Origin of the sequence: Halobacillus yeomjeoni, assembly GCF_020171525.1 — a bacterium.
Lineage (GTDB): Bacteria > Bacillota > Bacilli > Bacillales > Halobacillaceae > Halobacillus > Halobacillus yeomjeoni.
Genome location: NZ_JAIVAI010000006.1, coordinates 1 through 12,809, shown reverse-complemented (window position 1 = coordinate 12,809; position 12,809 = coordinate 1). Strand labels below are relative to the sequence as shown.

Annotated in this window: 11 protein-coding genes; all 11 read left to right on the top strand. The window is 43.9% G+C overall.

Features of this window, described 5'->3' with window-relative positions; genetic code table 11:
• The first annotated feature begins 77 nt into the window (after nucleotides 1-77).
• The 11 genes from LCL89_RS13990 (at nucleotide 78) to LCL89_RS13940 (ending at nucleotide 12,234) form a co-directional block, all read left to right on the top strand.
• A complete protein-coding gene (locus LCL89_RS13990) occupies nucleotides 78-848 on the top strand; it encodes a YveK family protein (RefSeq protein ID WP_224810590.1) in 771 nt (256 codons plus the stop codon).
• Complete coding sequence (locus LCL89_RS13985) at nucleotides 817-1,521, top strand: CpsD/CapB family tyrosine-protein kinase (RefSeq protein WP_224810589.1); 705 nt, start codon at nucleotides 817-819, stop codon at nucleotides 1,519-1,521. Before LCL89_RS13990 ends, LCL89_RS13985 begins: the two co-directional genes overlap by 32 nt.
• A gap of 31 nt (nucleotides 1,522-1,552) precedes the next feature.
• Complete coding sequence (locus LCL89_RS13980) at nucleotides 1,553-2,320, top strand: tyrosine-protein phosphatase (RefSeq protein WP_224810588.1); 768 nt, start codon at nucleotides 1,553-1,555, stop codon at nucleotides 2,318-2,320.
• Nucleotides 2,320-3,633 carry a lipopolysaccharide biosynthesis protein gene (locus tag LCL89_RS13975; protein ID WP_224810587.1) on the top strand — a complete coding sequence of 438 codons (1,314 nt, stop codon included), beginning with the start codon at nucleotides 2,320-2,322 and terminating at the stop codon, nucleotides 3,631-3,633. Before LCL89_RS13980 ends, LCL89_RS13975 begins: the two co-directional genes overlap by 1 nt.
• Nucleotides 3,630-4,925 carry a hypothetical protein gene (locus LCL89_RS13970; RefSeq protein ID WP_224810586.1) on the top strand — a complete coding sequence of 432 codons (1,296 nt, stop codon included), beginning with the start codon at nucleotides 3,630-3,632 and terminating at the stop codon, nucleotides 4,923-4,925. The genes LCL89_RS13975 and LCL89_RS13970 overlap by 4 nt, the downstream gene beginning before the upstream one ends.
• Before the next feature lie 428 nt (nucleotides 4,926-5,353).
• Nucleotides 5,354-6,007, top strand: a complete 654-nt coding sequence (locus LCL89_RS13965; RefSeq protein ID WP_224810585.1) for a sugar transferase — start codon at nucleotides 5,354-5,356, stop codon at nucleotides 6,005-6,007.
• Nucleotides 5,988-7,073, top strand: a complete 1,086-nt coding sequence (locus LCL89_RS13960; protein WP_224810584.1) for a lipid II:glycine glycyltransferase FemX — start codon at nucleotides 5,988-5,990, stop codon at nucleotides 7,071-7,073. Before LCL89_RS13965 ends, LCL89_RS13960 begins: the two co-directional genes overlap by 20 nt.
• A gap of 72 nt (nucleotides 7,074-7,145) precedes the next feature.
• Nucleotides 7,146-8,321 carry a DegT/DnrJ/EryC1/StrS family aminotransferase gene (locus LCL89_RS13955; protein ID WP_404813435.1) on the top strand — a complete coding sequence of 392 codons (1,176 nt, stop codon included), beginning with the start codon at nucleotides 7,146-7,148 and terminating at the stop codon, nucleotides 8,319-8,321.
• Nucleotides 8,322-8,333: 12 nt separating this feature from the next.
• Nucleotides 8,334-10,148: a polysaccharide biosynthesis protein gene (locus LCL89_RS13950; RefSeq protein ID WP_224810583.1), complete on the top strand. Its 1,815-nt coding sequence runs from the start codon at nucleotides 8,334-8,336 to the stop codon at nucleotides 10,146-10,148.
• A 27-nt stretch (nucleotides 10,149-10,175) separates the two neighbouring features.
• Complete coding sequence (locus LCL89_RS13945; RefSeq protein WP_224810582.1) at nucleotides 10,176-11,117, top strand: LCP family glycopolymer transferase; 942 nt, start codon at nucleotides 10,176-10,178, stop codon at nucleotides 11,115-11,117.
• Between the two features lie 349 nt (nucleotides 11,118-11,466).
• Complete coding sequence (locus tag LCL89_RS13940) at nucleotides 11,467-12,234, top strand: tyrosine-protein phosphatase (RefSeq protein ID WP_224810581.1); 768 nt, start codon at nucleotides 11,467-11,469, stop codon at nucleotides 12,232-12,234.
• The last annotated feature ends 575 nt before the right edge of the window (nucleotides 12,235-12,809 follow it).

Here is a 12,809-nt window from a genome sequence, read left to right as displayed (position 1 = left end):
TTTTTTTAGCACTCATCGTTCTTTTTAAAGAACTAAGCAGTTCCTATACATTCAAGTTCGAAAGGTGGAGAGGGTGGATGGATAAATCGTTCAGAGATGTTTTCCTTGTATTGAAAAAGAGGGGATGGACGATCGGACTGACGGTGGTTTTTACAGTGGCATTGGCTGGTATCCTCAGCTTCTACGTGATTCAACCCACTTATGAGGCAACTTCACAATTCATTGTGAATGACGAATACGAACAAAGACTTTCGGAAGTCAGTATTGAAAAAATCCGCACGAATGTCGAGTTGATCAACACCTACAATGTGGTCATCAAAAGTCCGGCCATTCTTGATAAAGTCATCGATCGAGAAAACCTATCGATGTCCGATAAGGAATTGAGCCGGCAGCTGGATGTTTCGAGTGCAGAAGATTCCCAAGTTGTTGCCGTCACGGTCACTGATGATAGTCACGAACGCGCGGTCAGAATAGCGAACGCAACGGTGGATGTTTTCCAAAATGAAATCTCGCATTTGATGAACATCGATAATGTCCGTATTTTATCAACCGCTGAAGTAGAAAAAAATCCAAGTCCAGTCGCACCGAATCCGATGCTTAATATAGCGATCGGACTACTGCTCGGAATCATGCTCGGTGTTGCTATCGCTCTCTTCAAGGAGTATATGGACTTTTCCATCAAGACGAAACGTGATTTGCAGGAATGCATTGATATTCCTGTCGTAGGGGTCATTTCAAGAGTGGAAGAGAAAGACTTGAAATCAATGAATGAGGAAGCATCGCAAAGGACTCGAAGTCAGAAAGGGGCTCACCTCCATGTTGTCAAGAAGAGCGAAAAGATTGGTTGACTCAAAAGCCCGGACGTTAGTGACGTTAATTCAACCTCGGTCTCCGATATCTGAACAGTACCGCTCCATCCGTACGGATATCCAAATCGCCTCAGAAGATAGAGAGATTCAAACGATGGTAGTGACATCTGCCGGCCCGGCTGAAGGTAAATCGATGACCGTTTCGAACTTGAGCATCACCTTTGCGCAGCAGGGGAAGAAAGTTTTGTTGATTGATGCCGATCTGAGAAGGCCGACCCTTCACCACACCTTCCGCCTGGATAATCCTATCGGGTTAAGTAATGTCCTTGAAGGGAGTCACCGAGGCAGTAAACAGCATTACATCAAGCAGAGTGGAATCGAGGGGCTGGATTTACTCCCGTCAGGTACGATCCCGGAGAACCCTTCGGAACTGCTGGCTTCCCAGGCGATGAAGAAGCTGCTGGGTGTCTGTAAGAAACATTATGACTTGATCATGATTGATACGGCCCCTTTGTTGGCAGTTACGGATGCTCAGGTGCTCGCTACAATGTGCGATGGAGCTTTACTCGTCACCCGCAGCAAAAAAACATCAGTAGAAAATGTCCAAAAAGCTGTCGAATTATTGAAGTCATGCAAACTGAACTACTTCGGAGCTGTCTTGAATGATGTCAATGAGAAGGGTTCTGATCATTATTACTATTATGGTTCATGATCAAATGCACCAAGAAAAGAGGTGAACTGAAATGATTGATTTACACTCCCATATCCTTCCCGGCATAGATGATGGAGCTCAGACGCTGGAAGAGAGTCTAATGATGGCGCGGGCAGCTGTAAAAGAAGGAATTAACCAGATTGTGGCAACACCCCACCATCTCACGACACGCTATACGAATACAAAAGCTTCGATTATCAAGCAAGTTGAAGATTTCAATGAACATTTGAAGCAGGAGGGAATCCCACTTGAAGTTCTACCCGGGCAGGAGGCCAGGCTGAGCGCAGACTTTTGGGAGGCTTATCGGCAAGGGGAAATCCTTCCTGTTAATGGGGATAGCGGTTATCTTTTCATCGAGCTTCCGAATATGGATGTTCCCGGTTATACAGAAAGAGTGATTTTCGACTTACAAAAGGAAGGCTTCAAACCGATCATCGTCCATCCGGAAAGAAATCAAGTGCTCCAAAAACAGCCTGACCTGTTATTTAGAATGGTAAGAAACGGGGCTTTCACCCAAGTGACGGCCGCAAGCCTGATTGGAAAGTTCGGTAAAGATGCTAAAAAGTTTGCGTTTCAATTGATTAAGTCGAATTTGACCCACCTTGTCGCATCAGATGCTCATGATACGAAAAAGAGAGGGTTTTACATGAAAGCCGCCTATGACTCTATCGGGAGGAAATTCGACAACTCCCTCGTCTATCAGTATATGGAAAATGCGCACTATGTCCTGAACGGAGAAATGGTTCTGACCGATAGGCCGACGCCAATCAGGAAAAAGAAAGGTATAGGAATCTTCTGATGCGGGCCTATCAGGTCAAAGAGCATCTGAATACTTCGGAACATAGGAAGGCAGCGGTCGGGAAAAAGTTATCACTGAAAATGAACTCCTTATGGAACGTGAGCGGCATTGTCCTCTATACGCTTTCCCAGTGGGGGATCCTGGTGGTGATTGCAAAATTCAGTACAGCGGAAATGGTCGGGATTTTCACTTTAGGTCTTGCTCTGACAGCTCCGGTCATGATGTTGATGCGTTTCAACTTGAGGGTTGCGGTTGCTTCGGATGATCAGAATCAATATTCGTTCAGTGAATACTTTACTTCAAGGGTCTATACGACAGTCGGCTTCATCCTCATCATGGGAATCGTTTCCATTGCATATTCCGATCAATTCTACACCATGACTGTCATTCTTCTGTTGAGCCTGGCCCGTGCTGTCGATTCGATCAGCGACATCCTGCACGGCCGCCTGCAAAAAGAGGAGCGGATGGATCTTGTAGCCAAGTCTTTGATTTTAAAAGGGATTTTGTCCCTCGGCTTATTTTCATTGCTGATGATTGTGATCCATGATCTTTTTATCTCTATCATCGGAATGTTGGTTGGATGGCTGGTGATTCTTGTCGTTTATGACTACCGGAAGACACGTAATTTTACTCACATCCAATGGAAGTGGAAGCGGAAAGACCAAAAGGCGATATTTTTTTTAACCCTTCCACTCGGTCTGGCCCTTCTGGTCGATTCACTGGTAGCCAACATCCCGAGATATTTCATCGAGTCATTTCAAGGAGTGGAAGCTCTCGGGTTTTATGCGGCGATCTTCTACATCATTCATGCAGGCAGTAATGTTGTCATTGCCATCAGTAATGCTGTGCTTCCCCGGATGTCGAAAGACTTTCAGGCATTCCGGTTGAAGAAATTCATTCAATTGAACACGGTGCTCGTTCTGCTCTTATCGCTGGGCGGACTGTTGGCAGTCGGATTTGTCTACTACTATGGCGGGGACGTCCTGTCTCTTCTTTACACGAGTGAGTACGAAGGATATAACCATTTGTTTTTCCTTTTGATGGTGGCAGGGGTTATCAAATATTTGGGTAAATTCATCGAAACCGCTCTGTTCGCAACCCGGAAGTTCAAAGTCCAGCCCTATATCAATGGGGTGACGATGCTGATCATTGCGGTCCTTTCCTTCCTGTGGATTCCATCATACGGATTGAATGGAGCTGCTTATGCCTTGTTGGTGGCAGAACTCATCCAACTGATCGTCCGAGGGTTGATACTGGCTCTGTTTTTATATCAGCAACATTCGATTTCTAAACAAAGGGGGGAGCATGCGTGACATGGATATGGGGGACATTCGCAGGAGGTCTGTTCTTTTATTTTCTTATCAAGCCTTTGTTTTTTGAGGAACCATCCCTGGCAATCCTTTTCATTACCTTGCATTCGATCGTAATGCTGCTCATCCTGACACGTTATCAAATGACGCTCAGTCTTCTGCTGATTGCCGGATTCCTCACAAGGATGTGCTTTCTACTATGGGATATTTATGGAAGGCATATATACGAACTGCCCCACAGTGGAACGGATACAGAAGGTTATTTAGCCTCTGGTATGCAGATTGCCGGTGATTTGTCGCTCCTCACTTCTGATATTTATGGGGGATTATATTCGAAAGTGCTCGGTGTACTCTTCTTTCTTGGCCCGGAAGATCGAATCATGGGCCATTACCTTAATGTACTGATCGGGATGACCACACTGCTCCTCGTCCTGAAAATTCTAAAGGAATGGAACATCAAGTCTGTCGTACAAAATTACTGTGTAGCAGGAATGGCCTTCTTTCCATCAGCTCTCATCTTTTCAAGCATCCTCTTGAGAGAAGCCTTGATCAGTATGCTGGTCGTCCTGTCGTTCTATTGTTTTATGCAATGGTATCAGAGTTTACGTCTCTTCTATATGGGAGCGGCGGTCGCGATTGTACTCATCGGTTCCGTCCTTCACTCAGGCGTTATCGGAATTCTAGTCGGTTATGCGTTCCTTTTCATTTTTTATAATCATGAAGAGAAAAAGCTGGTCTTTTCCGTCCGCTCGGTCGTTCCGTTTCTAGTGATTGTTATGGCGGCTTTATCCATGAGTGTGGTGTCCATGAAAAACATTCCGTTCCTCGGGAAATTTGCCTTTTATATGGAAAACAGCCAAGACTTATACAAAATCGCTTCCGGGAACGACAGTACAGATGCTGGAGGCTCTGCATACTTGACCAGTCTCAATATCGATACCTTATGGGAAGTGGTTCTGTACGCACCGATCAAAATGTTTTACTTTCTTACATCGCCTTTACCGTGGGGGTGGAGGGGATTTTCAGATGCAGCATCGTTTTCTTACGACGGATTGATTTATTTCGTTCTTCTCATCCTCGTGGTTATCAAGTTCAGGGATCAGGTAATGAACCAGCCGATTTTACTGGGGCTGTTGGTCATGATTTTGACAACAGTTTTCATCTTCGGAATCGGAGTGGATAATGCCGGAACATCGATGAGGCACCGATACAAACTGGTATACTTAGTAGCCATGCTTGCTGTGTTCGTGATCGATCAGATGATGAAGGGGAAAGAGGATAGGAATACAGGTTAGTAATTATTTTTTTAAACTAAGGTTCTTTATTAAGAACTTATGTGTTTTATAAAGGGTTCAGGGGGAGGGATAGGGGAGCCGGGGAAGGATTCGCTTTCCTGCGGGGGAACCGGCAAGCTTCCTCGGGTAAGCCCTGCGGGATCTTTCCTGTTTCCTTCTCCCGCGGGAGTCTCACCCTTCCCCGGCTCCCCTTACCTTAATTGATTTTTCAATATCATCCTGCTTGAGAAAAGGGTGATTAGAAAGGAATACTGCATCATGCATAACCAGTTCTAACCTGCATTATAAAAGCTTTTCAAAGGGTGTTTCGAATCTGACATAAACGTGAAGGTGGCTTTTCAAAGCGATCCGTTTTCTAAATCCGCCATCCACCCATCATAAATCTCGAAACAAAATAATTTAAGAGCATGTGACAAAGGAGTGAGGAGATGAAACGACTCTTGGACGTGATTGTCAGCCTGCTTATTCTTACTTTGTTCTCCGTGATTATCGCAGGAACCGCCATCGTAGTGAGGTGGAAGCTGGGGGCGCCGGTCATCTATACACAGGAGCGGATCGGCTATCAGGGTAAGCCGTTCCGAATCTTTAAATTCAGAACGATGACCAATGAACTGGATGATGAGGGGGAGCTGCTGCCGGATGAAATGAGGATGACGAAGGTGGGCAAATGGATCAGGAAAATGAGCCTGGATGAATTCCCTCAATTGATCAACGTATTGAAAGGCGAGATGAGTCTCATCGGACCGAGACCTCTCCTGCCGAGGTACCTGCCTTATTACACGGAGCAGGAAGCAAAACGCCATCATGTACGACCGGGGATCACCGGTTATGCACAGGTTCATGGACGTAATTATGTGAATTGGAAAAGAAGGTTTGAACTGGATGTCTATTATGTAGAAAATCAATCCTTCTGGCTCGACCTCGCGATTATTTTCAAAACGATAAAACTCGTATTGAAAAGAGAGGACATTGAAGACGTGCCTGGCCAAAGCATGCTGGATTTCGATGTAGAACGGAAACTGGAATTGCAGAAGAATGAGCCTGCTGAAGGAGGTCAAGTTCATGACTATTCATATTTATGATACGACTGAAAAGGAAAGCTGGCATCACTATTTGGAGAGAGTACCCGGGAAGGATGTTTACTTCACTCCGGAATACGCGGAACTCTATGAGAAAAACGGGGAAGGGAAAGCATTTCTATTGGTCTATGAGGAAGGAGATAGTTTCATCTATTATCCTTTTCTAAAAAGAGCGCTTAATCAGATTCCTTTCCTGAATAACAAACTGGAACGATACGGAGACTTATATGATCTCACTACACCCTATGGATATGGGGGGCCGATAACGAACGCTGATGAAGGTGAAAGCAGGCGGCAGTTATTCGAAAGATTCACCCCCATCTTCGAACAGTTTTGTCAGAAGGAAGGGATCGTGACCGAGTTCTTACGCTTCCATCCGCTCCTTGAAAATCATAAAGATTACACCGATGTAGAATCCATTCACCTCAGGGATACCATCCATATCGATTTGACCCTCGATTGGGAGGATGTATGGAGCCATTATGACAGCCCCAATCGGAACCGTATTCGAAAGGCGAAGAAAAAAGGATTGAAAGTCATTCATAAACCACTCAGTGACCACGCAGATTTTCAAAGAATCTATCGCGGAACGATGCAGAAACTGCAGGCAAGCAGCTACTATTATTTTTCAGAAGAGTACTTTCAAAATAAAGCAGATTTACTAAGTGAACATGCAGAAATTCTAGAAGTCGTCTACCAAAATGAGGTCGCTTTCTCAGGGATTTTCATGAGTTACGGGGATTTTGTACACTACGATCTAGTCGGATCCAATCCTGAATTCTTGAAGTTATGCCCGAACAATTTCGTCATCGATTATGCAGCTCAATGGGCGAAGTCGAATGGCAGAAAGTATCTGCACCTGGGGGGCGGATATGCCGGAGAGGATAGTCTGTTCAAATTCAAAAAACGTTTCAACAAATATGGAGACCGGCCTTTTCATATCGGAAAAAGAATTCATAACAAAGAAATCTATCAGGAGTTGACGGCAGGGTTACGAGGGGTGGAAAGTTACTTCCCACTTTATCGTCACCCATCGCTCACGGAAGTGAAGAAAGAAGTGGTCGGTTGAATCGTAGAAAGCAAAAGGAGGAGATATTCATTGGAAAACAGACTGAAAAAAATTCATTTGTCCGCTCCTCATATGACAGGAAATGAAGAACACTACATTCAAGAGGCTTTCACGTCCAACTGGATCGCTCCACTCGGTCCCAATGTCGATGCCTTTGAAGAACGCGTCGCCTCATATGTTGGAGTGGGCCATGCGCTTGCGGTCAGTTCAGGAACCGCCGCCATCCACTTAGCTTTGAGGGTACTGGAAGTAAAACCCGGTGACACTGTGTTCTGCCCGTCATTCACATTTGTTGCGACCGCCAATCCGATATTGTATGAAGGAGCCCAGCCGGTATTTATCGATTCAGAGGAAGACACATGGAACATGTCTCCCAGAGCTTTGAATAAAGCATTCAAAGATGCACTCCTCCGAAATCAATTACCGAAGGCTGTCATTGTTGTAAATCTTTATGGTCAAAGTGCAAAGATGGATGAAATCACAGCAATATGTAATCGGTATGGAGTTCCTGTCATCGAGGATGCAGCAGAATCGCTGGGAGCAGAGTTTCAAGGCAGGAAAAGCGGGACGTTCGGTAAATTCGGAGTGTTTTCCTTTAACGGAAATAAAATCATCACCACTTCAGGTGGAGGAATGCTGGTTTCTGATGACCAAGAAGCCATTGAAAAAGCGAAGTTTTTGTCTACTCAGGCGAAAGATCCTGCCCCTTATTATCTACACCACCAGCAAGGATACAATTATCGGTTGAGTAATGTCTTGGCGGGGATCGGATTGGCGCAAATGGAAGTTCTCGATGAAAGGGTTCAGCAAAAGAGAAAGATTTTTGATGTATATAAGACGAATTTGAAAGCATTGGATTACATGCCGGAAATCAAAAACAGTCTGCATACACGCTGGTTGACGACCGTCTTGCTGCCCCCGGGGACTCGGATGGGTCCGCTTGAGTTGGTTGAAGCTTTATCGAAAGAACAAATAGAGGCAAGGCCTGTGTGGAAGCCGCTTCACACTCAACCTTTATTCAAAGGGTGCAAATATTACACACACGAGAAGGACCGGAGTATTTCTGATGAGTTATTCAAACGAGGTCTCTGCCTCCCATCTGGTACAGGGATGACCGAATTCGACCAGGGGAGAGTCATTGAAACAGTTCGGACGATGTTGAAGCCGAAAGTACAGTTGGAGTTTAAGCCTGCCTCAACATTAGTGATGAAGGATGATTCGTTATTAAGAACTGGAGAACAAGGATAAGGGAGTGGTTTGATGAGTAAACAACAAAGGTTGGTTTATTTCAGCATTTTAGACACGTTCATCGTTTTCGCTGCCATCTACATCAGTACCCTGTTCATGTTTCCGTCTTCTCCGGTGTTCACCTTCCAATTGTTTATTTTATCCTCGACTTTGATGGTGAGTTATCTGGTGTTTGCTTCCATATATAAAATTTATCAACGTGCTTGGGAGTATGCCAGCGCGGAAGAAGTCGTCGTGTTAGTGAAATCCGTGACTTTCGCTGTACTTACAGCCGCTCTCATTCAATCGTTTATCTCCTCAGACGTCTATTACCGCGTCCTTGCTTCAACTTGGATGATGCAGATCTTGATGATTTTAGCATCGAGGTATTCTTTTAGACTATATAAGGATCGTAACAAGGGGACTCTCAACAAGGAAGGAAAACGAACACTCATCATTGGAGCCGGCATGGCAGGGACATACGTAGCCAAACAATTGAAATCAAATACCTGCGAATTGAACCCTGTCGCTTTTATAGATGATGATCCTCTGAAACAAGCTTTACACATCTTGAACATCCCGGTTGTCGGCGGGGTGGAACATCTAGAAGAATACGTCCAGGATATGGACATAGACAATATTGTTATCGCCATACCTTCATTAAGTAAAAAGAAACTATTTGAAATACAAGCGGCTTGTCACCAGACAGGTAAAGAGACGCAGATGATTCCTATGATTGAAGATTTGGTGACGGGAAAACTTGCAGTTGATGATATGAAAAAAGTAGAATTCAATGATCTGCTCGGAAGAGATCCGGTAGATTTGGATACACAATCCATGAAATCTTTCATTCAAGGTGAGATTCTTTTAGTAACCGGTGCAGGGGGATCGATCGGATCAGAAATCTGCAGGCAGGTTTCCTCATTTGAGCCTGCTGCTGTCATTCTCCTGGGCCATGGCGAAAACAGCATCTATACGATCGAGCGTGAGTTGAAAGAATCCTATGGCGACCGGATTCAATATTATACCGAAATTGCAGATATCAAGGATCGGGATCGCATGATGAAAGTGATGAGTCAATATCGACCTAAGGTCGTCATCCATGCGGCAGCTCATAAGCACGTGCCTTTAATGGAAAGAAACCCATTCGAAGCGGTCACGAATAATGTTTATGGTACAAAAAATGTCGCAGATGCAGCAGATGCTTCTGGTGTGGATACGTTCATCATGATTTCTTCTGATAAGGCGGTCAACCCTACCAGCGTCATGGGATCTACAAAACGGATTGCGGAAATGGTCGTTCAGGATTTGAACAAAAAGAGCGGCACCAGGTTTGTAGCCGTACGATTTGGAAACGTACTCGGAAGTCGTGGAAGTGTCATTCCTTTATTTTTGGATCAAATCAGAAAAGGTGGTCCTGTAACGGTTACGGATCCAGAGATGACCCGTTATTTCATGACGATCCCTGAAGCTTCCCGTCTAGTATTGCAATCCGGAGCGTTGGCACAGGGGGGAGAGGTCTTCGTTTTGGATATGGGCGAACCGGTGAAAATCGTAGACTTGGCCAAGAACTTGATCAAGCTTTCAGGTTATACAGAACAGGAAATCGGTATTCATTTTTCAGGCATCCGTCCAGGTGAAAAGTTGTATGAAGAACTTTTGAATGATAATGAAATCAAAGACATTCAAGTCCACCCACGCATTCATGTAGGGAATACGGTAGATTTTGATATTGAACTCGTTTTAAAAACGATTGAAAACCTATCAATGAAAGAAGATGAAGAAATCCGTGAAGTCCTTCTGAGTATTCCAAGACAATACTCGAAGTCCGTAGCTGCCGTTCAATAAGCAAAATGACTGAGAGGTGAAATACAAGTGAGTCGATTGAGGAACTTAAAAAAGAGAAGGAAAAAAAGATGGACGATCGTACTTTTCCTCTTATTCTTATCGGTCGCAGGAGGAACCATTTTTGCTCTCAGTCTCTACAGTGAAGCTGAAGAAACGGTGAATAAGAAGATGTATCGGGAAGTATCATCGATCGATCATCAGCTGACGAAGAAAAAAGTCAAATCACACGAACCATTGAGCATTTTACTGCTGGGTGTCGATGAGCGGTCAGGGGATCGAGGGAGGTCGGATGCAATCATGGTCCTCACACTTGATCCTGAGGAAGAACGAAGTTTTTTAGTCAGTATCCCTAGAGACACGAGAACTCTCATGGTCGGGGATGGTTATCAAGCTGGTTCAGAAGATAAAATCAATCACGCATATGCCTTCGGAGGGCCTGAGATGGCGATTGATACTGTAGAAGCTTTTTTGGATATCGAATTGGATTATTATATGAAAGTGAATATGGAAGGGCTCGCATCCATCGTTGATGTTTTGGGCGGAATTACTGTCCATAACACGATGGACTGGGTGGATAACGATGGATACCACTTTGAGAAAGGCTTGATTTCCTTGGGGGGAGAACAGGCATTGGAATATGCACGCATGAGGTATTATGATCCGAACGGGGATCTAGGACGGAATGATCGTCAGCGGCAAGTCATTAAAGCGATAGTTGAAAAGGCAACCGATGTTGGGGCATTGAGTAAAGCTCAGGCAGTGATGGAAGCACTTAGTGAGAACCTGACAACGAATATTGAATTTAGTGAAATGAAAGATTTAATCTTTCATTACCAGAGTGCTCAAAAACAACTTTCAACCTATCAAATGACAGGAACAAGTACGACGGTTGGTGGGATTTACTATTTGAATGTGCCGGATCAAGAGGTTGAATGGGTGAAACAGAAAATATCCGATTATAGCTCTTGAAGCGGGTGATACTCTGCTCGTTTCTTTTTGTGGAAAAACTCGATGTTAAATATAAATAGAAGATATTGTAAGATAATCCGAGATATGAGTAGAAAGGACCTTATAGGTGTCTAATAACCTGGTTTTTTACTTGTTTTTACAGTTTTTAAAACTGAGGGGGGGCAGTTATAATGAACTTAAGTTCTTAATAAAGAACGGTTTCAAAACGGGTTAAACTTTATATTTTATTGTTTTTTGAAATGAAAAAGTGGAAGAAATTTTTTTACACTAAAGTTCTTTATAAAGAACTAGAGTTAGGTAGTCCGTTGGTTAGAGGGAAAATCAAAATATATTAAAAGAGGTGTTTGGTATGAACGATCTTCATTGTCATATTCTCCCTGGGGTGGATGATGGTCCACAGTCCTTGGAAGAAAGTTTATCAATGGCACGTATGGCGGTGCAAGAAGGGATTGAAACGATTGTCGCAACCCCGCACCACTTGCATTCTGCATATAAGAATCCAAAAGGTTCCATAGTTAAAAAGGTTGATCAATTCAATAAGGCACTGAAGAATGAAGGGATTCCCCTGGAGGTCCTGCCAGGTCAGGAAATAAGGATGACCGGAGAAGTCATGGACTCGCTCAAACGAGATGAACTTCTGTCAATGAATCATACGAGCGACCATGTGTACATTGAATTTCCAGACCACGAAGTGCCTACATATGCGAGTCGCGTGCTGCAAGATATGCAGCAGGCTGGTCTTAAACCAATCATCTCTCATCCAGAAACCAATCGTATATTCCTTCAAAAGCCTGACCTTTTATATCAAATCGTAAAAAATGGAGCAATTACACAAGTGACAGCCGCTAGTATTGTCGGAAAGAATGGTAAATCCGCGAAGAAGTTCGCTTTTCAAATGATCGAAGCGAATCTCACCCATATAATCGCATCAAACGCCCATCACCCCAAAAAACGTGGCTTTCACATGGCAGATGCCTACGAAAAAATCGAGAAAAAATTTGGTTCCAGTGTCGTTTATCAGTTCATGGAAAACGCTCATGTCGTCCTAGATGGGGAGATGGTTTATACCGATCGTCCTTCGCCAATGAAAACGAAAAAAGTATTGGGGATTTTCTAAAGTAAGAGCGGTAAAACCGCTCTTTTTTTGCTGTGTTTATATCTAATTTTCTTATGAGTATCCATCACTTGTAAGACTCTAATTCTATGGGATTCGGATCCGTAACGATGAAGTAATAGAGCAGGCTTTTAATTTAGTAACTAATCTAAATACAGAGTCTTTTCTTTTGGCTCTGTTAAAGTTGATTGTTGATATTTAGTCTTCAAAATAAGGACATAATAGTTGAAGAGTTTATATCGGTGTGAGCGTAGGGGCTGCGGGGAATCACTCGCTTTCCGCGGGAGTGCGGTGAGCCTCCTGATATGAACGAAACTGTCAAATTCCTCTACTTCCCGTAGGTATTGGGTTGATTTTAACCGATTTTAAGAAGAGAAGCGTTTTTCGGCCTCCTTACCAGTCTTGATATAGAGCCTGCTGGCTAAAGTGTCTCCTTCTTTCGCTTGTTGACTTCTTCTTATGGGTTGGCAAGAGGGTCAAGTGCTTTCCTTGAGGCTCTTGCCAACCCATGAGATGCTTTTTAAAGCGAAAGAGGAATTCGTTCCTCCTCTCAAATCAATCTCTAATGAGAACGTAAG